At 66.2% G+C, this 20,935-nt stretch carries 20 protein-coding genes; 11 read left to right on the plus strand and 9 right to left on the minus strand.

Annotation, left to right across the window (positions count from 1 at the left end; genetic code table 11):
- Positions 1–32: 32 nt before the first annotated feature.
- The 4 genes from rlmH to GFD32_RS08095 form a co-directional block, all read right to left on the minus strand.
- Positions 33–500: a 23S rRNA (pseudouridine(1915)-N(3))-methyltransferase RlmH gene (rlmH, locus tag GFD32_RS08080; protein WP_163576025.1), complete on the minus strand. Its 468-nt coding sequence runs from the start codon at positions 498–500 to the stop codon at positions 33–35.
- Positions 497–865 carry a ribosome silencing factor gene (gene rsfS / locus GFD32_RS08085; RefSeq protein WP_163576026.1) on the minus strand — a complete coding sequence of 123 codons (369 nt, stop codon included), beginning with the start codon at positions 863–865 and terminating at the stop codon, positions 497–499. The genes rlmH and rsfS overlap by 4 nt, the downstream gene beginning before the upstream one ends.
- 67 nt (positions 866–932) lie before the next feature.
- Positions 933–1,562: a nicotinate-nucleotide adenylyltransferase gene (nadD, locus tag GFD32_RS08090; RefSeq protein WP_163576085.1), complete on the minus strand. Its 630-nt coding sequence runs from the start codon at positions 1,560–1,562 to the stop codon at positions 933–935.
- A gap of 35 nt (positions 1,563–1,597) precedes the next feature.
- On the minus strand, positions 1,598–2,836 hold the full coding sequence (locus GFD32_RS08095) for a glutamate-5-semialdehyde dehydrogenase (protein ID WP_407081073.1): 1,239 nt from the start codon (positions 2,834–2,836) through the stop codon (positions 1,598–1,600).
- Positions 2,837–2,998: 162 nt separating this feature from the next.
- Here GFD32_RS08095 and GFD32_RS08100 point away from each other — a divergent pair, with 162 nt between their 5' ends.
- Genes GFD32_RS08100 through GFD32_RS08110 form a run of 3 tightly spaced genes read left to right on the plus strand, consistent with a single transcriptional unit; the run spans position 2,999 to position 6,217 of the window.
- Entirely contained in the window at positions 2,999–3,862 is an 864-nt protein-coding gene (locus GFD32_RS08100) for a hypothetical protein (RefSeq protein ID WP_163576028.1), read from the plus strand.
- A complete protein-coding gene (locus tag GFD32_RS08105; RefSeq protein ID WP_163576029.1) occupies positions 3,855–4,787 on the plus strand; it encodes a diguanylate cyclase domain-containing protein in 933 nt (310 codons plus the stop codon). Before GFD32_RS08100 ends, GFD32_RS08105 begins: the two co-directional genes overlap by 8 nt.
- 32 nt (positions 4,788–4,819) lie before the next feature.
- Entirely contained in the window at positions 4,820–6,217 is a 1,398-nt protein-coding gene (locus tag GFD32_RS08110) for a bifunctional DedA family/phosphatase PAP2 family protein (RefSeq protein WP_163576030.1), read from the plus strand.
- A gap of 24 nt (positions 6,218–6,241) precedes the next feature.
- Here the strand turns inward: GFD32_RS08110 and GFD32_RS08115 are convergent, their stop codons facing one another.
- From GFD32_RS08115 to mpl, 3 genes are all read right to left on the minus strand, one after another.
- Complete coding sequence (locus tag GFD32_RS08115) at positions 6,242–6,868, minus strand: LysE family translocator (RefSeq protein ID WP_205599064.1); 627 nt, start codon at positions 6,866–6,868, stop codon at positions 6,242–6,244.
- A gap of 89 nt (positions 6,869–6,957) precedes the next feature.
- On the minus strand, positions 6,958–7,572 hold the full coding sequence (locus tag GFD32_RS08120) for a flavin prenyltransferase UbiX (protein WP_163576031.1): 615 nt from the start codon (positions 7,570–7,572) through the stop codon (positions 6,958–6,960).
- Positions 7,562–8,944, minus strand: coding sequence for a UDP-N-acetylmuramate:L-alanyl-gamma-D-glutamyl-meso-diaminopimelate ligase (gene mpl / locus GFD32_RS08125; protein WP_163576032.1), 1,383 nt, complete (start codon positions 8,942–8,944; stop codon positions 7,562–7,564). Before mpl ends, GFD32_RS08120 begins: the two co-directional genes overlap by 11 nt.
- Positions 8,945–9,116: 172 nt before the next feature.
- Here mpl and GFD32_RS08130 point away from each other — a divergent pair, with 172 nt between their 5' ends.
- Positions 9,117–10,376, plus strand: coding sequence for a 6-phosphofructokinase (locus GFD32_RS08130; RefSeq protein ID WP_163576033.1), 1,260 nt, complete (start codon positions 9,117–9,119; stop codon positions 10,374–10,376).
- 201 nt (positions 10,377–10,577) lie between these two features.
- On the opposite strand, the gene GFD32_RS08135 is transcribed toward GFD32_RS08130, so the two are convergent.
- On the minus strand, positions 10,578–12,308 hold the full coding sequence (locus GFD32_RS08135) for a bifunctional protein-serine/threonine kinase/phosphatase (protein WP_163576034.1): 1,731 nt from the start codon (positions 12,306–12,308) through the stop codon (positions 10,578–10,580).
- A gap of 218 nt (positions 12,309–12,526) precedes the next feature.
- On the opposite strand from GFD32_RS08135, the gene ppa reads away from it, so the two are divergent.
- Complete coding sequence (ppa, locus tag GFD32_RS08140) at positions 12,527–13,057, plus strand: inorganic diphosphatase (protein WP_163576035.1); 531 nt, start codon at positions 12,527–12,529, stop codon at positions 13,055–13,057.
- Positions 13,058–13,144: 87 nt separating this feature from the next.
- Here ppa and GFD32_RS08145 read toward each other — a convergent pair whose 3' ends face one another.
- Positions 13,145–14,281, minus strand: a complete 1,137-nt coding sequence (locus GFD32_RS08145; RefSeq protein ID WP_163576036.1) for a DUF2333 family protein — start codon at positions 14,279–14,281, stop codon at positions 13,145–13,147.
- Positions 14,282–14,480: 199 nt separating this feature from the next.
- Here GFD32_RS08145 and dsbD point away from each other — a divergent pair, with 199 nt between their 5' ends.
- The 6 genes from dsbD to fis all read left to right on the plus strand — a co-directional run bounded on the left by dsbD (position 14,481) and on the right by fis (position 20,917).
- Complete coding sequence (gene dsbD, locus GFD32_RS08150; RefSeq protein WP_407081074.1) at positions 14,481–16,340, plus strand: protein-disulfide reductase DsbD; 1,860 nt, start codon at positions 14,481–14,483, stop codon at positions 16,338–16,340.
- 208 nt (positions 16,341–16,548) lie between these two features.
- Entirely contained in the window at positions 16,549–17,007 is a 459-nt protein-coding gene (gene accB, locus GFD32_RS08155; protein ID WP_163576038.1) for an acetyl-CoA carboxylase biotin carboxyl carrier protein, read from the plus strand.
- A gap of 27 nt (positions 17,008–17,034) precedes the next feature.
- Positions 17,035–18,375, plus strand: a complete 1,341-nt coding sequence (gene accC, locus GFD32_RS08160) for an acetyl-CoA carboxylase biotin carboxylase subunit (RefSeq protein ID WP_163576039.1) — start codon at positions 17,035–17,037, stop codon at positions 18,373–18,375.
- Between the two features lie 72 nt (positions 18,376–18,447).
- A complete protein-coding gene (prmA, locus tag GFD32_RS08165; protein WP_163576040.1) occupies positions 18,448–19,362 on the plus strand; it encodes a 50S ribosomal protein L11 methyltransferase in 915 nt (304 codons plus the stop codon).
- A gap of 152 nt (positions 19,363–19,514) precedes the next feature.
- A complete protein-coding gene (gene dusB / locus GFD32_RS08170) occupies positions 19,515–20,570 on the plus strand; it encodes a tRNA dihydrouridine synthase DusB (RefSeq protein ID WP_163576041.1) in 1,056 nt (351 codons plus the stop codon).
- Positions 20,567–20,917 (plus strand): DNA-binding transcriptional regulator Fis, encoded by a 351-nt coding sequence (fis, locus tag GFD32_RS08175; RefSeq protein WP_163576042.1) that lies wholly within the window; start codon positions 20,567–20,569, stop codon positions 20,915–20,917. The genes dusB and fis overlap by 4 nt, the downstream gene beginning before the upstream one ends.
- Positions 20,918–20,935 lie beyond the last annotated feature (18 nt).

Below are 20,935 nucleotides of genomic sequence, written 5' to 3' on the forward strand. Positions count from 1 at the left end.
GACCTCGAACCGTCGTTGCAATAATACCGCCATCAGCGGTGATAGGGGTGGCCCACCAACAGCGTCCAGGCGCGATAGAGCTGCTCGGCGACGATGATCCTGACCAGGGGATGCGGCAGCGTCAGAGGCGAGAGCGACCAGCGCCGGTCGGCAGCGGCAGCGAGCGATGGTTCGAGTCCATCCGGACCACCCACCAGCAGCGCCACGTCGCGCCCTTCGAAACGCCAATTCTCGGCTTCACGCGCCAGGCGCTGGGTACTCCATGCCTGTCCACCCACCTCCAGCGCCACCGTGAGTTCGTCCCCCCGCAGGCGCTCGCGAAGCCGACGCCCCTCCAGGGCCATGGCCTTCGTCACGTCGGCGTTCTTGCCACGCGCGCCTGGGGCGATCTCCTCGATCTCCAGGGCGAAGTCACGGGGCAGCCGCCGACGGTAGGTCTCGACCCCTTCGGCCACCCAGTCGGGCATGCGCGTTCCCACCGCCAGCAGGCGGACCTTCATAGACCGCCTTGCCGACTGCCGACGTCGGCATCGCTGGGCATGTCCGCCCACAGACGTTCGAGGTCATACAGCTGTCGGGTCTCAGCGAGCATCACATGCACCACGAGGTCACCCAGATCGACCAGCACCCAGTCGGCGCCAGCCCTGCCTTCCACCCCCAGCGGCTGGATCCCCTGCTCCTTGGCCTCCTGGATGACGCGATCGGCGAGTGCCGCCACGTGGCGGGAGGACGTCCCGCTGGCCACGACCATCACATCGGTGACGCTGGTCAGCCGCGAGACGTCCAGAGTGGCCACGTCCTTGGCCTTGAGCGATTCGAGTGCGTCGAGCACCAGTGATTTCGTGGTGTGCGAATGGTTGTGCATAGCCCCTCGTCGATGGGAAGTCCGGATCGGCGTCCATTGTAGCGTCTTGCCGTGTCACTGGCAGCGGTCAATGCGACCGATAGAGGTCGCCCTCGAGAATCCGTGCTTCTACCGCTTCCGGAAGCAAGTAGCGCACACTGCGTCGCTCGGCCAGGCGATGCCGTACCGCCGTAGCGGAAATGGCCATGCGCGTGGGCAGTGCCAGTCGCAGCAGCTTCCCGGCCGGTTGCTCCATCAGCGTCTCGGCATCGGCCACTTCGCGGCCGTGGACCAGCTCCTCCAGCGCCGGCGGCAGTGGCGCTTCATGATCGGGGCGGTCGATCACCACAACATGGGCGAACTCGAAGAGCCGTTCGGGGGCATGCCAGCTGGCGAGCCGCAGGAACGCATCATGCCCCAGCGCCATGACCAGTCGCGCCTCGCCGCCCGACTCCTCGCGCAGGCTGGCCAGCGTGTCGGCGCTGAACGAAGGGCCGTCGCGCTCGAGCTCGCGGGGGTCGGCAACCAACCCGGGAGTATCGCCAATGCCCAGTCGCAGCAGCGCCAGACGCATCTCGGGCGAGACCCGCGGCTCGCCTCTCAACGGGGGCATCTTGGCGGGAATCATGCGCACCTGGTCCAGACCCAGCCCCTCGCGCAGCTCCACGGCACTGCGCAAGTGGCCGAGGTGCACCGGATCGAAAGTACCGCCAAGCATGCCGATGCGCGGCGGTACACGATACGGACGCTCTCTCACTGGCGAACCTGCCCGTCGCCGAGCACCACGTACTTACGGGTCGTCAGCCCGTCGAGACCCACCGGGCCACGGGCATGCAGCTTGTCGGTGGAAATGCCGATCTCCGCACCCAGACCATACTCGAAGCCATCGGCAAAGCGCGTCGACGCATTGACCATCACCGAGCTGGAGTCGACCTCGGCCAGAAAACGCCGCGCCAACCCATAGTGCTCGGTAACGATGGCGTCGGTATGATGAGAGCCGTAACGTTCGATATGCGCGATGGCCGCCTCGATGCCATCCACGACGCGAATGGCCAGCACCGGCGCCAGGTATTCGGCATGCCAGTCGGCTTCTTCGGCCGGCACGCAATCGGACAGGATCGTCCGGGTGCGCTCGCAGCCGCGTAGCTCGACACCATGCTCGGCATAAGCCGCGGCCAGACGCGGCAGCAGAGCTTCGGCCACCGGGGTATCGACGAGCAGCGTCTCCATGGTATTGCAGGTACCGTAGCGATGGGTCTTGGCATTCACCGCGATCGCCAGCGCTTTTTGCGGATCGGCGCTGGCATCGACATACACGTGGCAGACGCCATCGAGGTGCTTGATCACCGGCACTCGCGCTTCGCGGGCGATACGCTCGATCAACGACTTGCCACCGCGGGGAATGATCACGTCGACGTACTCGGGCATGGCGATCAGTCGTCCCACGGCCTCACGGTCGGTGGTCGCCACCACCTGCACGGCGGCTTCCGGCAGTCCTGCCTCGGCGAGTCCCGCCGTCAGGCAGGCAGCAATCGCGGCATTCGAGTCACGGGCCTCGGAGCCGCCGCGCAGAATGGCAGCATTGCCGGACTTGAGACACAGGCTCGCCGCTTCCAGGGTGACGTTGGGGCGCGATTCGTAGATGATGCCGATCACCCCCAAGGGAACTCGCATCTGACCGACCTGGATACCGCTCGGGCGCGCCTTCAAGCCATCGATCTCACCCACCGGATCGGGCAAGCTCACCACCTGATGCAGCCCTTCCACCATGGCATCGATACGGGCATCATCGAGAGCCAGACGATCGAGGAGGGCCGCATCGAGCCCTGCTGCACGCCCGCGCTGCACATCGCGCGCATTGGCGGCCAGGACTTCGGCACGCTCCCGCTCGAGCCGGTCGGCCATAGCCAACAGGGCAGCGTTCTTCATGGCGGTGGGGGCGCGCCGCATCTGTGCGGCAGCATCCCGTGCAGCCTGCCCGAGTCGAGTCATGTAGGCGGCGACATCTCCGACATCACCGGCGGCGTTACCTGTGGATCGAGAAGCGAGAACTGACATGCGTTGTGACTCTCCTGGGTCAAAGCGCGAAGGGCACTTTGGTCGTTATACTGTGGGCGGACCGTCCTGCGGTGGGATCATTCATAGTAAGGCACCATGCAAAGCAAGTACAAAGTCGGGCTGATGCGTCTCAATCTGCTGGCCGGAGCCCTCCTGCTGGCCTTCCTTGCGCCTCGTCAGACACAGCTGGCCAGCGCGCTACTGCTGTGGCTGGGCGTCCTCTGGCTGACGCTGACGGCGGCACTGCTCGAATTCAGCCACCGCCGGCCCGCCATGCTGCCCTGGCAACTGCTGCCCGGCTTGCTGCTCACCGGCCTGCTGTGGACGGCGCCGGAAGGCTATGCACTGTGGTTCTGGCTGTGGCCTGCCGTGCTGCTGATGCCGCAACCCAGCTGGACGCTGGGCACCAACCTGATGCTGGCGGGAATTTCCTGGTGGGCACTCTACCCACTGTTCGGCCCCATCCAGGCGGCGTTCGTCGGGCTGACGCTGGCCGTGCTGACGGCCATGGCCATGGCACGCCGCCATCAGCCGCAACAGCCGGTGGTCCGCCAACGGGTACGGCTAGTACCGGGCCTCCCTTTGTGGTCGGCGCATCAGCTGACGGAGGACCTCCCTCGAGAGCGTGCCCGCTGCCAGCGTGAAGACGTCCACGGCGAGCTGCTATTGCTCGAGGTGCCACGTCACCAACTCTGGACCACGGCACGCATGTTGTGCCACCAGCTGTATGGCTTCGAGAGTTGCTACCGCCTTGACTCACGCACCCTGGCAGCTCTACTGCTCAGTCGCGATGACGTTCAGGCCGGGCAGCGCAGATCGACGCTGATGGCCACCCTGCCGACGCCACGCAAGGCACGCTTCCTGACCCTGGCGACGGCCGATGACCTGGGGATTCCCCTGGCCGACTTCCAGCGCCAGCGCACAGCTCTCACCACCGACCGCGAGTTCGAGCATGGATGAAAGCACTCCCAACACGGCCGGGCGCTTTGCACTCGCCTATGTGTCAGGCGCCCTGCTGCTGGTCAGCTATGCCGCATGGCACTATCTGATGGGCCACTATGCACGCATCCTGCTTCCCGCATTGCTGGCCATACTGATGCTGGTTGCCGCCGTACTGCGCCTGACGGTCCTCAACCACCCACGTCTTCCCGCCTATCTCGCACTGATCGCCGGCTACCTGCTGCTGGCGGTGGAGCTGCCGCGGCTGGGAGATTCCGCTACGCTATGGGTCGGTCTGGCTCCCGTGCTGTCGACACTCCTGCTGCCGCTGATGCCTGCGCTCACGCTCAATGTCGTCATGGCTCCAGCCTGGCTGCTGCTGTGCGGAGCGCCGCTTTTCAGCGACCCGTCTCTGGCCTACCTGACGGCCATGGCATTGGCTCCCCTGGCCCTCTGGGAGCAACGGCGACAGCGCGCACTCATGCTGGCCACCGACCCTCGCGACAGGGATTGCCAAGCGCTTTCTCGCGACGGCCTGCACGCGCACCTGGACAGCGAGTTCCAGCGCACCGAACTGTTGCACCAATCGCTGGCGATCGTGGTGATCCATCTGCCCCAAGTGGAAATGGCCAGCGAACAGTTCGGCAGTCGCGCACGCCAGGCGCTGCTCGACACCCTGTGCCGTGAGGTGCGCCGCTGCTCGCGCCGTCACGACTTCCTGGGCCGCCAGACCCTCTCGACTTTCTGGCTGGTGCTCCCCGACACCAGCGAAAGCGGCGCCCAACTCGTGCAGCAGCGCATCCTGCACGCACTGGAGTCCGTGGTACTGGTGGATACCGGTCCGCTGCGCTCGCGCATGGGGCTGTGCCAACGTCTGCCCGGCGAGGATTGGCAGCGGTTCCTCCGCCGCCTGCTCGATCTGACCCAGCGCCTGGAAACCCAGTAGGGAATCGCTTACTGCCGCTTCGGAGTTGCCGCTTGAACCTCACCGCCACCCTCTACCAGTTGACCCCCTCCCCGGGAATGCTGCTGCTAATCATCGGCGCGATCGCCATGATCGAATCCCTGGCCATGGTGGGGCTACTGGTGCCGGGCGTGGTACTGATAACCGCCGCTGCCTCGCTGGCCGGTCACCAGGAGCTGTCGATTCCTGCTGTGCTGCTGGCGGCCTTCGTCGGCGCTGTCATCGGCGACGGCGTAAGCTTCATCCTGGGCTACACGCTGCGCGAACGCGTGACACTGCTCTGGCCATTCTCACGCCATCCGGAGTGGCTCGCCCACGCAGCCCGCTTCTTCCAGCGCCATGGCACCCTGTCCGTGTTCCTGGGACGATTCGTCGGCCCGGTGCGTCCGGTCATCCCACTGACTGCCGGCATACTGCACATGCCACCGCGCACCTTCACCTGGGCCAACCTGGCCTCGGCGGCCCTATGGGCACCGGCCTACGTGCTGCCGGGCTACCTGCTGGGCCAGGCCTGGCAGCAACGACTCGACCTACCCCCGGGGCTGGAGCGCTGGCTGATCGTACTAGGGGTCGTCATGGTGGCACTGGCGGTGACGTTCTCGTGGCTACGCCAGCAGGTCAGCCGACCCGGCCGGCTATACCGCCTGTTGCTTAGCGGAGCGCGTCGTTATCCGCTGCTGCGACGCCTGTGGTTGGAACAAAGCGAACACGGAGAGGTACCGCTCGGCATCTGGCTGCTGCTGGTGCTATCGCTGGGCGGGCTTTCCGGCTGGACGATTCTGGTCATCCACCACGATGGCCCGCTGGAGATGGATCTCGCAGTGCAGGCCCTGTTCCAGGCGCTCGATACGCCTTGGCTGCACACCAGCAGCGAGACGCTGGCCCGGGTTGGCGACCGCTACGGCATTCTGGCGCTGAGCCTTCCCTGGGCGCTGTGGCTGCTGACCCGACACCGGCTCGACGCGCTAGTGCAGGGTATCGCCGGTCTCGTTGGCATCGCACTGCTCAACACCCTGGGCAAGCTGCTGATCGGCCGCGCGCGGCCTTTCGCACCGGAGTACCTGGCCGACTCGCTGGCCTACCCCAGCGCTCACACCTCCACCACGGTGGTGCTGCTCGGCACGGCTGCCGCCTTCGTCGCCAGCGAGCTTCCTCACCGGCAACGTTTCTGGCCCTATTGGATCGCCATTCTCCTGACGCTACCCATGGCTCTGTCGCGCCTGACCCTTGGGGTACACTGGCTCAGCGACGTGGTGGGCGGCGCCCTGCTGGGGCTGGTGGTGTGCGCTCTGGTGCAGCTCGCCTGGCAGCGACGCCCACGCCCCTCTCTCGCCCCCTGTCCCTGGACGTGGCTGCTGCTCGGCTCGCTGCTGCTGACCACGATCCGGGTGGTTTGGCTGCCGCTAGCTTAGTGGGCTTTTCCCAGCGAAGCCCGGTCAGCCAAGCGCCAGCCACGCCCCTACCCCCACCATCAACGATCCCGCCAGGCGATTGAGCAACCGCACGTTGCCGCTTTCGCCCAGCAGTCGGCGCAGGGTGCGTCCGCCGCTGGCGTAGAGCATCAGGGCAAGGAATTCGATGACCAGAATCACCGCCACCAGCATGGCCAGTTGGGGCGCCAAGGGGCGGGAAGCCTCCAGGAAAGGAGGCAGCAAGGCGACGAAGAACGCCCACCCCTTGGGGTTGGCAACGGCCGTCACGAACCCCTGCAGGGCCAGCTGTCCACGGGCCACCGGGGCGGCATCACGATCCAGCGTCAGCGGGATCGCCATGCGCCCGCGCGAACGCCACATCATGACCCCCAGATAGCCGAGATAGGCTCCGCCCACCCATTTGAACATGGCGAACAGCGCCGGCTGGCGCAGCATCAGCGTGGCCACGCCGGCCCCGGCCGAGGCGGCCACCAGCCCCACGCCGGCGAGCTCCCCGGCCATCATCCACAGGGTGCGGCGCACGCCCTGCGTCATGCCCAGCACCATGGAGAGCGTCATGCACATCCCCGGGGTGAGCGAAACGAGCAGGAAGGTCGGCACGAAGACCGAAAGCATCGACAGCTGCAGCATCGTCGCCATTCTCCATCCCTGGAAAGTTCAGGAACCACACAGCATACCATCGCCGCATGACACCGGCATGATGGCAACGAGCCACCCGCCTACTCGCCCCAACGCGGCATCAGCCGGTGAGGGATGCCGAGCTGGTTGAGAATGCGAGCGACGATGAAGTCGACCAGATCGTCCACCGAGCGCGGCTGGTGATAGAAACCCGGTGCGGCAGGCAGGATGACCGCCCCCAGCCGGGACAGGCTGAGCATGTGCTCGAGATGGATGGCCGACAGCGGCGTCTCGCGCGGCACCAGGATCAATTGGCGCCGCTCCTTGAGCGCCACATCGGCGGCGCGCTCGATCAGGTTATTGCTGGCTCCCGTCGCCACTGCCGAGAGGGTGCCGGTGGAGCACGGGCAGATCACCATCGACGACGACGCCCCGGAACCGGACGCCACCGGCGCCATCCACTCCTCGCGACCGAAGCAACGGACCTGTCCGTGGCGCGCGCCGCTGCGCTGCGCGAGCGCCTCGGCCAGGCGTGCCGGGCGCGCCGGCAATTCCGCTGTCGTCTCGGTCTCGATGACCAGGTGGGCGGCCTTGGAGATCATCACCCACACCTCATGGTCGGCGGCCACCAGGGCATCGATGAGACGCAGACCGTACTGGGCACCGGAAGCACCGGTCAGCGCCACCGTGATTGGTCGCTGGAAATCAACGCCCATGCGCCACCTCCAGGGCGGCGAGCAGCTTCTCGTGGATGCCGCCAAACCCGCCGTTGGACATCACCACGACACGGTCGAGAGGTCGTGCCTCGGCCACCACCATCGCCACCAGGTCGTCCAGGGTAGTGGCAAGCCGCCCCGGTACCGCACCCGCTTCGAGTACCGATTCCAGCGACCAGTCGAGCCCTTCCGGCTGGTACCACCAGGCGGCGTCGGCGGCCGCCACGCTGGCCGCCAGGCGGTCGCGCAGCGTACCCAGCCGCATGGTGTTGGAACGCGGCTCGATCACCGCCAGCAGCCGCCCGCGCGGGGTGGCGGCCCGCAACCCTTCGAGGGTGGCGGCGATCGCCGTGGGATGGTGGGCGAAGTCGTCGATGACCTGGATGCCAGCCACCTCGCCGCGCACCTCCTGGCGTCGACGCGGCGTCTCGAAACGGGCGAGAGCCGCCGCGCCGCGCGCGAGGTCGACGCCGCAGGCGTGGGCCGCAGCCAGGGCGGCCAGAGCATTGCAGGCGTTGTAAGTGCCGGTGAGCGACCAGTCGACGACGGCGTCCTCGTCGACCTCGGCCGTCTGGTGAACGACCCGAAAGCGCGAAGCATCGTCACGTTCGAGTTCGAGGCGCCAAGGGCTCGACGATTCGCTACCGAAACGCTCCACCGGCGTCCAGCACCCCATTGTCAGCACCCTGTCCAGCGCCGGCTCGCCATCGGCCACCAGCAGCAGCCCCTTGCCTGGCACGGTACGCACCAGGTGATGGAACTGCCGTTCGATGGCGGCTAGGTCGTCGAAGATGTCGGCGTGATCGAACTCCAGATTGCCCAGTACGGCGATCTCGGGGCGGTAGTGGACGAACTTGGAGCGCTTGTCGAAGAAAGCGGTATCGTACTCGTCGGCCTCCACCACGAAGGGGGCATCCGCTGCCCCGAGGCGCGCCGAAACGCCGAAGTTGCGCGGCACCCCACCGATCAGAAAGCCCGGCGAGAGCCCTGCAGATTCCAACAGCCAAGCGACCAGACTCGCCGTGGTGGTCTTGCCGTGGGTGCCCGCTACGGCAATGACTCGCCGACCGGGCAGCACTCGCTCGGCGAGCCACTGCGGGCCGGAGACGTAAGGCAGCCCGGCGTCGAGCACCGCTTCCACCTCGGGGTTGCCGCGCGACAGGGCATTGCCGATCACCACCAAGTCTGGATGCGGTTCGAGATTGGCCGCCGCATAGCCGTCGCACAGGCCGATACCCGCCTCGACGAGCTGGGTGCTCATCGGCGGATAGACGCCAGCGTCCGAGCCGCTGACGGTGAAGCCGGCTTCACGTGCCAACAGCGCCAGGCTGCCCATGAAGGTGCCGCAGATTCCGAGAATGTGCAGGTGCATGCCGACGTCGACTCCTCGCCAGTCTGGCGGGCCGGCCGCGGCCCGCTATCAGTGAAGCGGCAGACTAGCACGCTGGCCGGGGGCCCTCCAGCGGATGCAGCCTCAGGCGCTTTGCGCTAGAATTCTTCGCCCGATTGCCAACCCCGCCCACGATCCAGGAGCATGCAGCCCCATGGCCCCGCATAATGCCTTCTATGCCCAGTCCGGTGGTGTCACCGCCGTGATCAATGCCAGCGCCTGTGGCGTGATCGAGGCCTGTCAGCGTCACCCCGACCGCATCGGCAAAGTCTATGCCGGCCACAACGGCATCATCGGCGCCCTCACCGAAGATCTGATCGACGTCAGCCGGGAGTCCGCCGAGACCGTCGCTGCCCTGCGCCACACGCCGGGCGGTGCCTTCGGATCGTGCCGCTACAAGCTCAAGGACATCGAGACTCACCGAGCCCAATACGAGCGGCTGATCGAAGTCTTCAAGGCTCACGACATCCGCTACTTCTTCTACAACGGCGGCGGCGACAGCGCCGACACTTGTCTCAAGGTTTCCCAGCTCTCCGAGAAGCTGGGCTACCCGCTTACCGCCATCCACGTCCCCAAGACCGTGGACAACGACCTGCCGATCACCGACAACTCGCCGGGCTTCGGTAGCGTTGCCAAGTACATCGCCACTTCCACGCTGGAAGCCTCGCTGGACATCGCCTCCATGTGCGCCACCTCCACCAAGGTGTTCGTGCTCGAGGTAATGGGCCGCCACGCCGGCTGGATCGCCGCCGCCGGGGCTCTCGCCGGTCGGGGCGAGAGCGAACCGCCGCACCTGGTGATCTTCCCCGAGGTGCACTTCGACCGCGAGGCGGTGATGGCTCGGGTCGACGAAGCGGTCAAGCGCTACGGCTACTGCGTGATCGTGGTCTCCGAGGGGGCCCGCTACGAGGACGGCACCTTCCTGGCCGACTCCGGCAACACCGACGCCTTCGGCCACCGCCAGCTGGGCGGGGTGGCCCCCACCCTCGCCGGCATGGTCAAGCAGGATCTAGGCTACAAGTATCACTGGGCGGTGGCCGACTACCTGCAACGCGCCGCCCGTCACCTCGCCTCGAGAACCGACGTGGAACAGTCCTATGCGGTGGGCGAAAAGGCCGTGGAGCTGGCTCTCGAGGGCAAGAACGCCATGATGCCGACCATTCGACGCCTCAACGACACCCCCTATGAGTGGCGTATTGAGGCGGCTCCGCTCGCCGAAATCGCCAATCGCGAGAAATTCATGCCACGCGACTTCATCCGCGCGGACGGCTTCGGCATCACGGAGGCGTGCCGCACCTACCTGGCTCCGCTGATCCAGGGCGAGGAATACCCCCCGTTCGAGAACGGCCTGCCCAAGGTCGCCAAGCTCGCCAAGCACCGCGTCGAGCGCAAGCTGCCCGAGTTCACGATCTGAGCGGCGGGCTGCGGGCTGCGGGCTGCGGGCTGCGGGCTGCGGGCTGCGGGCTGCGGGCTGCGGGCTGCGGGCTGCGGGCTGCGGGCTGCGGGCTGCGGGCTGCGGGCTGCGGGCTGCGGGCAATAGTCTAACTCGCCCCTCGAAACCCGAAGCTCGTGGCTCGTGGCTCGTGGCTCGTGGCTCGTGGCTCGTGGCTCGTGGTCAGCGCAGCAGCCAGGACAGCACCAGCAACAGCAGCAAGAGGCCGGCGACCCCCTGCCAGAAGCTGGCCGGATCGCCCACCCACCGGCGTCGCTGGCGTTGCGACGCGCCGGGCCGGTCGTCATGGTGACGCAGTGCGTAGAGCAGCTCCGACATGCGGCGAAAGCGCAGCGAGCGCTGCGGGTCGAGCGCCCGGCGCAGGGTATCGTCGAGCGCCGCCGAGACCTCCGGATTCACGGTGCGCGCGCTGCGATAGGCGAGCTGTTCCAGATCGGTATGACTGCGCAACTGGCTGGGCACCCGGGCATAGGGAAGCTCGCCGGTGAGCAACCAGTAGATGGTCGAGGCCAGCGAATACTGATCGCTGCGCCGCCCCACGCTGTCGTCGAGGGCATATTCCGGAGCACTGTGTTCGTTGAGCCCCACCTGCCGTGCCAGCTCGCGGGAGCGACGATGCCCCTCCAGGTCGCGCATATGGCAAGCGCTGAAGTCGGTGAGCACCACTTGCCCATGGGCGTCGATCAACACGTTGTCGGGATGGATGCGCTGATGCAGAAGGTCGCGGTGGTGAAGCGCCTGCGTCGCCTTGCCCAACTGCAGGGCGATGTCCAGGCGCTGGGACAGGCTCGCCTGGGGATGGCGCCGAGCCCACTCGGTTAGCGTCTCTCCTTCGACGTAGGCCATCAGATAATAGAGGTAGCGGCGTGGCCGGGAAGGCTCCATGACGCGTACCACGAAGGGCGACTTGACTCGCTCGACGACCCACTGCTGCAGCAGGAAATGCTCCAGATACGCATTACGGTTGGAAAGCTCGGGGCTCGGCGCCTTCATGACCATTTCGCGCTCGGTGCGCACATCGCGAACCCGGTAGACCCGCGACTGGGCGGTGCGCGACAGCACCTCCTGTACTTCCAGGCCCTCGAGGCGCTCACCCACGGTGAGCTCGGGAGGAATCGGCAGATCGCCGTAGATCTTGCCGGGATGATCCTCTTGCTGCTCGGGCAGCGCATCGACACGCACCAATTGGAAGCAGAACTGGTCGGCACCGTAGCCTCGCGACTGGGCGCGTTCGCGTGCCGCCTGCGCCATGCGCTCGCAGGCGGCATCCAGATCGCTGGCATCCATGCGAATCAGCTGCACGTAGTCCGAGGGCATCAGCGTGCCCCGCACCGCCTGGGTGGTGAACAGAAAGATGTCGCCTTGCTTGAGCGGCAGGCGGAGATAGTCGATATCGATGCTGCCGTCGAGGCCCAAGGCGCGCGACGGATAGCGGTAGCCGCCCAGATCGGAGACATGATCGCGGCTGAGCTGCTCGAACTCGGCGCCACGCAGACGGAACACCAGCGTGTCTCCCATGTGGAACAGATGGGCCTCCTGGCCACGGTAGACCATGGCCGAGAGCGCGGCCACGAAACTGCCATTCTCGACGAAGTGGCTCTGGCTGTAGCACCACGCATTGAGGGCTCGCAGCACCCGGGTAGCGGAGGTCTTGACGTCCCAGTGATCCGGGGTGGAGAAGTAATCGGCGAGAAAGCCTCGCACGCTCAAGTCGCCGGCCTGCTTGGCGATGGCATTGCGCGAGCTGGTGTCGCTGATCACGGCGCAGCCCCCCTTTGCCGTCAACAGCCCCACCTCGTCGGGAAGGCGAACCGACATGGAGCTACGATGATGACGCCGATCCGGGGCCACGAAGGCCTGTCCAATGCTCAATGACAGCTGGGTCGATGACAAGTCGCGCTCCTGATGGCCGGTGGTCCCTCGTTGGAACGGGGTCGACGGCACCCCGCCCGCACCGGCCATCATACACGCTTGTCGGAAACCGGGCCTGTCAACCAAAGCCCAAGCCACCCGAACCGCACCTATGTCGCATTGGTAATCACCCTAGCGGCTCCGTATAATTTGCAGCATTTCTCGGCCAACCCGCATTTCCGCCAACCAAGGAAGCGATGATGAACTTCGACAACATCCCTGCCGGCAAGGATCTCCCCAACGATGTCTACGTTGCCATCGAGATCCCCGCCAACCACTCGCCGATCAAGTACGAGATCGACAAGGACATGGGAGCCTTACTGGTCGACCGCTTCATGGCCACGCCGATGTTCTACCCGGCCAACTACGGCTTCATTCCCCATACCCTGGCCGACGACGGCGACCCACTGGATGCCCTGGTGGTGACGCCCTATCCGGTTCAGCCCGGCAGCATCATCCGCGCTCGTCCGGTCGGCATCCTCAACATGACCGACGAAGCCGGGGAAGACGCCAAGCTGGTCTGCGTACCCCATGCCAAGCTGTCCACCCTCTACGACGAGGTACAGGAAGTGACCGACCTGCCCGAGCTACTGCGCCAGCAGATCGCCCACTTCTTCGAGAACTACAAGGATCTCGAAAAGGGCAAGTGGGTGAAGGTGGAATCCTGGGAAGGGGCCGAAGCGGCCCGCAAGGCGATCGAGAAGTCCGTGGCCGCCTACGAAAAGGCTTGAACGACGTCGCGACAGAGTTGACCGCTGGACTTAGTTGACCACTGAACGAAGAACGGGCCACCTGCGGGTGGCCCGTTCGCTTGGCGGTCAACTCTCGTCCATTTCGTCCTCGCCGGAGACGCTCGCCTCACCCTCCGGCTCGGAAACCTCAGCACCGGAAGTGGACGCCGGATCCCTTTCCTCCTCCCCCGAGACATCCGCTTCTCGACGCTGCCGTTCTAGGTCGTCGGCCAGCGAACGGGCCAGATCGCGAGCCTGGAGCAGGTGATTGGCCATCACCAAGGAGTGATTGGCAAAGAAGCCGAAGCCGGAGCCGTTCAGCACCACGGGGCTCCACAAGCGACGCTGGGTACGCTCGAGCACCACCCGCAGTCGCTCCCAGCGCTGGGTAGCGCCCGCAGCGTCGATCACGTCGGCATGATCGCGCTGTACCCCTTCCATCAGTTGCCCCAATGCCCAGCCGGTGCCACGTGCCTCATGGAAGACGTCATCGACGCGATACCAGGGCGTCTCGTCGGGGGCGGCCTCCACGTCCAACTGGCTCACTATCTCGTCATCGGCGACGCTCGCCGACAGGCTCTGGCTCTGCGTATCGAGCCGTGCGGCCACCCGATCGAGCCATTGCGCCAGCCCTTCACCATCGGCAGCGAAGCCCGTTCCCGGCTGGGTCAAAGCGGCCAGCCGCTCGCCCAGGGCATCGCGGGCCTGTGCGAGCCTCTTCTCGGTACCGGGATAGAGCCAGTCGCGGCTATCGTGCCGAAGCGTGGCTTGCACCTCGTCCAGCTCGGCGGTCTCCTCGTCGAACATGGCCGGTAATGCAGCGGCCAGTTCCCGTGCCTGCAACAGCACGCCGTACTCCCAGGCCGGCATGTTGTCGAGCCATGCGCCGGGTGGGGCCACGTCATTGCGAAGATAGCCGCCCGGCTTGTCGAGCAGGGTATCGACCAATGTCATCAACGTCGCCAAGGTAACGGCCCCACGCTGCGCTGGCGCGGTAGCGGCTTCGGCCGTACCGTCGGCGACGGCGTCACGCTGAATGGCCGTGGCCCGCTCCACGTCGAAGGGCGCCGGAGCGCGACTCCACCACATGCCCAACACCACGACCGCGACCAGATAGATACCGGCCAGCACGACGAGAGGCTTCCAGATCCAAGCGTACTCGGGGCGTTCGAGCCTATCCGCCCGGCTGCGAGGGCGGTCGGCTTTGCGCGGTTTCAAGGCCATGACGAGGACTCCCTGTCTGAGTGGCGCGATACCGGAATTCAGCGGCGCGACAATTCGGCGCACCCCCCTTCCGGGACGTCGATCAACACGGATGACGACTTGCGTTATCCTAGCACGGTCCTGGCGCAACCGGCCGGAACTCACTGTGCCGGACCGGGTCACAATGGCGCCGCCTTCGCTCGACAAAAGGATCCTTGCGTTGATCGTCCCACGTTCGCTTCGCTGGCTCGTCGCGCTGCTTCTGCTGCTCGGCCCCTCGTTCGCCCATGCCCAGTGGTTCTCCTCCGCCGATGAAGAGGCGTTCCTGCCGGTCATGGAAGCTTTCCAGCCAAGCGTCTGGCATGACGGCGAGAGGCTCTACATCGGCTTCGAAAACGCCGCGGGCTACTACCTCTATCGCCATCGGCTCGACGTGGAAAGTCGCCATGCCGACGTAAAGCTGGGCGAAGCCTCGATCCCGCCGGGCGAGTTCAAGGACGACGAGTTTCTCGGCGAGGTCTACGTCTTCTACGAACACGTCGTCTTCGAGGCCCCCATCGAGAGCGGCCACGCCGGCCCGCTGGACGTGCGCGTCAGCTTCCAGGGCTGCGCCGATGCCGGCCTCTGTTATCCGCCGGAGACCGTCGACCTCGAGGCCCCCCAGGGCGACATGCCGGCGGCCTTCGTCGGCTGGCGTGACGGCGACGATGGCCAGCCTCAAGCCAGATCGCCGGAGACCGACAGCAGTGCTTTCACCGCCCAGAGCGGGGACGGCCGCTTCAGCGGCCTGATGCGTGAGGCGAGCCTACCACTGGCACTCGGGCTCTTTTTCCTGGCCGGCCTCGGGCTCACCTTCACGCCTTGCGTGCTGCCCATGGTGCCGATCCTGTCGTCGATCATCGTCGGCCAGAATCCCAGCCGACCGCGTGCCTTCATCCTCTCGGCAAGCTACGTGGGCGGGATGGCCGCCACCTACGCGGCAGTCGGCGTGCTGATGGGAGTGTTCGGCGCCGGCCTCAATCTCCAGGCCCGGCTGCAGTCGGCACCGGTGCTCATCACCTTCGCCGTGCTCTTCGCACTGTTCGCCCTGGCCATGTTCGGCGCCTTCGAGCTGCGCCTCTCGCCGCGCCTGGCCGGTCGTGTCGAGCGCTGGCAGGCACGCGCGCAGCGCAGCGGTCCGGGCGGTCTGGCACTGGCCGGTGCGCTCTCGGTACTGGTGGTCTCGCCCTGCGTCTCGGCTCCCCTGGCCGGTGCCCTGGTGTTCATCTCCACCACTGGCGATGCCCTCATGGGTGGCGCCGCCCTGCTAGCCCTGGGGCTGGGAATGGGCATACCGCTGCTGCTCGTCGGCACCTTCGGCACGACGGCGTTGCCGCGTAGCGGTGCCTGGATGAACGGCGTCAAGGTCGCCTTCGGCATTCTGCTGCTGGGCGTGGCCATCTGGCTCATCGAGCGCCTGGTGCCGGCACCGGTCGCACTGTTGCTGTGGGCTGCCCTGGCCATCGGTAGCGCGTTGGCGCTGGGAGCACTGACCGTCAATCAGGCCCAAGGATGGCCGCGGGTGCGACAGGCGGCCGGACTCCTGCTGCTGGCCTGGGGGGTAGCTCTGGTGATCGGCGCGGCGAGCGGCGCCCAGAATCCGCTGCGTCCGCTGGCCCCACTCACCGCATCCGGCACGGGCTCATCGGCAGAAGCCCAGGCCGTCGCCACCGTGGAGACTCAGGAAGAACTGGAACGGGCCCTCCAGCAGGCCAGCAGCCAGGGGTTGCCCGCTTTCGTGCACGTGACTGCCGACTGGTGCATCTCGTGCAAGCAGCTCGAACGCAAGGTCTACCCCGATCCCCGCGTTGCCGAGCCGCTCACCGCGTTCAGCCGCATCAATCTCGACGTCACGCGCAGCGATGACGTCAGCCGCGCCCTGCTCGACCGCTTCGATCTGTTCGGCCCACCCAGCCTGCTGTTCTTCGCCGACGGCAAGGAGCTGACCGCAGCGCGCATACAGGGCGAAGTGGATGCCGCAGAGCTAGCCCGTCATCTCGATGAAGTACTGCGAATGATGCCTTCGCGGCAAAGCGGATAGCGAGTCATGGCAGCCCTCCCGCATGGGGACGAACAGCGTTCGAAGCCAGCTGGACATCACCTGGAATTTTAGGCAAACTCCGCCGACAACACCTATCACGGGCGATAGAGCAGGCAAAATATGCCATCTTGCCGCGATCTATCGAAACACGGCGCGGGTTGACAGCGCCCGGGGCCGCCGCCAACTACCCACCGATCGAGACAGACTCATGGATATTCGCAAGGTCAAGAAACTGATCGAGTTACTCGAAGAATCCAATATCAGTGAAATCGAGATTCAGGAAGGCGAGGAGTCGGTACGCATCAGCCGCCACCCCAACGGCGTGAGCTGGCCGCAGCCCACCATGCCACAACCGGCGGCTGCCCCGCCGGCAGCCGCTCCCGGTACCGCTCCGGCAGCCGAGCCCGAACCCGCCGCACCGGCCGAACCCCAAGGCCATGCCCTCAACTCGCCCATGGTCGGCACCTTCTATCGCAGCCCGGCGCCCGGCTCCAAGCCTTTCGTGGAAGTGGGCCAGAGCGTCAAGAAGGGTGAGACGGTGTGCATCGTCGAGGCGATGAAGATGATGAACCAGATCGAGGCCGACCGCGACGGCGTGATCGAGGCGGTCCTGGCCGAGGATGGCGAACCGGTCGAGTTCGACCAGCCGCTGCTCATCATTTCCTGATACCCATCTGACACGGGCGGATCCATCATGCTGGACAAGGTACTCATCGCCAACCGCGGCGAGATCGCCCTGCGCATTCTGCGCGCCTGCAAGGAACTGGGCATCAAGACGGTCGCGGTGCACTCCAAGGCCGACCGAGAACTGATGCACGTGCGTCTCGCCGACGAAGCCGTATGCATCGGGCCGGCATCGTCGGCCCAGTCCTACCTCAACATTCCCTCGCTGATTAGCGCCGCTGAGGTCACCGACTCCAGCGCCATCCACCCCGGCTACGGCTTTCTTTCCGAGAACGCCAACTTCGCCGAGCAGGTGGAGCGCTCAGGCTTCGTGTTCATCGGCCCCCAGGCCGAGACGATTCGCCTGATGGGCGACAAGGTCAGCGCCATCGAGGCCATGAAGAAGGCCGGCGTGCCCACGGTGCCCGGCTCCGACGGCCCGCTGGGCGACGACGAGGGCGACATCATCGCCACGGCGCGGCGCATCGGCTATCCGGTGATCATCAAGGCCGCCGCCGGCGGCGGCGGGCGCGGCATGCGCGTGGTGCACACCGAGGCCCACCTTCTCTCCGCAGTCACCGTAACACGCACCGAAGCCCACTCGTCCTTCGGCGACGGTACCGTCTACATGGAGAAGTTCCTGGAACGGCCACGCCACGTCGAGGTACAGGTGATCGCCGACGGCCAGGGCAATGCCATCCATCTCTATGATCGCGACTGTTCGCTGCAGCGCCGTCACCAGAAGGTGCTGGAGGAGGCACCGGCCCCAGGCATCGACGAGGCAGCCCGCGCCGACGTGCTCGAAGCCTGCCGTCAGGCCTGCATCACCATCGGCTACCGCGGCGCCGGCACCTTCGAATTTCTCTATGAAGATGGCCAGTTCTTCTTCATCGAGATGAACACCCGCGTGCAGGTGGAGCATCCCGTCACCGAGATGGTCACCGGCGTGGACATCGTCCGCGAACAGTTGCGTATCGCCTCCGGCATGCCGCTGTCGATTTCGCAATCCGATGTCGAAGTCAACGGTCATGCCTTCGAGTGCCGCATCAATGCAGAGGATCCGCGCACCTTCATGCCCTCTCCGGGCAAGGTAACCCTCTACCACCCGCCGGGTGGACTGGGCGTGCGCATGGACTCCCACCTCTACACCGGCTACACCGTGCCACCCCACTACGACTCGCTGATCGGCAAGCTGATCACCTGGGGGGCGAGCCGCGAGAATGCCCTGGTGCGCATGCGCAACGCACTGGATGAACTGCTGGTCGAAGGCATCAAGACCAACATCGACCTGCACAAGGACCTGGTGCGTGACGGCTACTTCCAGCAGGGCGGCGTCAACATCCACTATCTGGAGAAGAAGCTCGGCGAGTGAGCCGTCCCTCCACTAACGCCAGCGGGCGGCCGTGGCCACCCCGCTGGCGTTCCCGACATCCCCGGAGGCCTCATGCCCTGGCTGCAACTCAAGGCCCGCGTCGCCCCCGAACAGGCGGAACTGCTCGAAGAGCTGCTGCTCGCCGAAGGCGCCACCGCCATCACCCTGCAGGACGCCCACGACGCCCCGGTATTCGAGCCCGAGCGGGGCACCACCCCACTATGGGACGAGACCGTCCTCACCGGGCTCTACGACGACCTGGAGGGCCTGGAGGGCATGCTCGAGCGTCTCGCCGCCGCCTGGGCCGAAGCGCTGCCTGGCGAGCCCTGCCCGACAATCGAACATGAACTGGTTGCCGATCGCGACTGGGAACGCGAGTGGATGGACGGTTTTCAGCCACTGCGCATGGGCGAGCGGCTGTGGATCGTGCCGAGCTGGCACACGCCACCGGAACCCGATGCCGTCAACTTGCATCTCGACCCGGGACTGGCCTTCGGCACCGGCACTCACCCGACCACGGCGCTGTGCCTCGCCTGGCTCGACACCCTGGCCGTGAGCGGCGAACTGGAAGGGAAGAAGGTGCTCGACGTGGGCACCGGCTCGGGCATCCTGGCCATCGCCGCACTGAAACTCGGTGCATCCCACGCCACCGGTACCGACATCGACCCCCAGGCACTCGCCGCCAGTCGCGACAACGCCGAACGCAACGGTATCGACGCCTCCCGGTTTTCCCTCTGCTACCCCGAGCAGTTCGAAACCGAGCGCCGCTTTCCCATCGTCACAGCCAACATTCTCGCCGGACCGCTGATCGAGCTAGCCCCGGTCATCGCCGCTCATGTCGCGCCGGGAGGTCGCCTGGCGCTCTCCGGCATCCTCGAGAACCAGGCTCGCAACGTGCTCGATGCCTATGCCGGCCAGGGGCTGGTCATGGACGATCCATGCCTGCGCGAGGGCTGGATACGCCTCACCGGCCGACGCACTCCCTGAACGGCTGGCAGGGAAAGCGCCATTACCCAGCACCGGAGGCAGGACGAAACGGGACGCAGTGGCTCTCACCGCCCCCCTGGATCAGCAGCGCACCTTCACCATCGCCGGACGGGGGCGTATGATATGCCCCCCGCATACCATCAGGCTCGACCATGCCAGACAGTCGCTCCTTGCCACAGATCGGCCACCACCGCCTGGCCAACCGGGTGATCCTCGCCCCCATGGCCGGTGTCACCGACCAGCCCTTCCGGACGCTGTGCCGCCAGTTGGGCGCAGGGTTGGTAGTCGGCGAGATGGTCACCTCCGACCCCGCCCTATGGCATACCCGCAAGTCGCGCCTACGCATGGACCACCGCGGCGAGCCCGGCCCTCGTAGCGTACAAATCGCCGGCGGCGATGCCGCCATGCTGGCAGAGGCGGCCCTCTTCAACGCTCGAATGGGCGCCGAGATCATCGACATCAACATGGGCTGTCCGGCGAAGAAGGTGTGCAACAAAGCAGCGGGATCGGCATTGCTGCGTGACGAATCGCTCGTGGCAGAGATCCTCGAGGCCGTGGTCGCTGCAGTGGACGTACCGGTGACTCTCAAGATTCGCACCGGATGGTGTGCCGAAAGCAACAACGGCGTACGCATCGCCCGCCTAGCCGAGGCCGCCGGCATCCAAGCGCTTGCCGTGCATGGCCGCCACCGACAGCAGCGATACGCGGGCACCGCCGAGTACGACACCATCGCCGCGATCAAGCAATCGGTTGCCATTCCCGTCTTCGCCAACGGCGATATCGACTCGCCGGAGAAAGCCGCCGCCGTTCTCGACTATACTGGTGCGAATGCCGTAATGGTCGGCCGCGCCGCTCAGGGCAATCCCTGGATATTCCGGGAGATCGACCACTACTTGCGCCATGGCCAGCGGCTACCGCCGCCGAGTGCCGCCGAGCGCGCTGCGGTTCTGCGGGAACACCTGACCGAGCTGCACCGCTTCTATGGCGATTACATGGGACTGCGCATCGCCCGCAAGCATCTCGGCTGGTATCTGGCCTCGGACACCCGCTTCGATGCTCAGGAGCGGCGCGCCCTGAGGATGGACTTCAACGCGCTGGAGCAGCCGGACGCACAACACCGCTTCATCGACGAACTTTTTCGCCCAGGGGCGACGTCGCCAGCTCGACTCGTCGCACCGCGGACAACGCATGGAACCAGTGCCGCATGAATCAGCAACCCACCCAGTCTTCCTTTTCCACCGCGGCGGAGAGCGAGCAGCCGCCCACTGAACTCTCCGTGCCCAGCAGCGCTTCCCCGCCCTCGGGCGAGCCCACCGCCCCCGTGGTCGAACGACCGCTGCGAGAGGCCGTGGACGCTGCCATGCGACGTTACTTCGCTCACCTGGATGGCGGCACCGTCACGGACCTCTATGCCATGGTGATGGCCGAGGTGGAGGCACCGCTGCTGGCCACCGTGATGGACCACGCCCAGGGCAACCAGACCCGTGCCGCCGAGATTCTCGGCCTCAACCGCGGCACCCTGCGCAAGAAGCTCAAGCAGCATGATCTGATCTGAGCGGGAACGCCCCTTCTC

The sequence above is a fragment of the Halomonas faecis genome, from assembly GCF_010993975.1.
Lineage (GTDB): Bacteria > Pseudomonadota > Gammaproteobacteria > Pseudomonadales > Halomonadaceae > Halomonas > Halomonas faecis.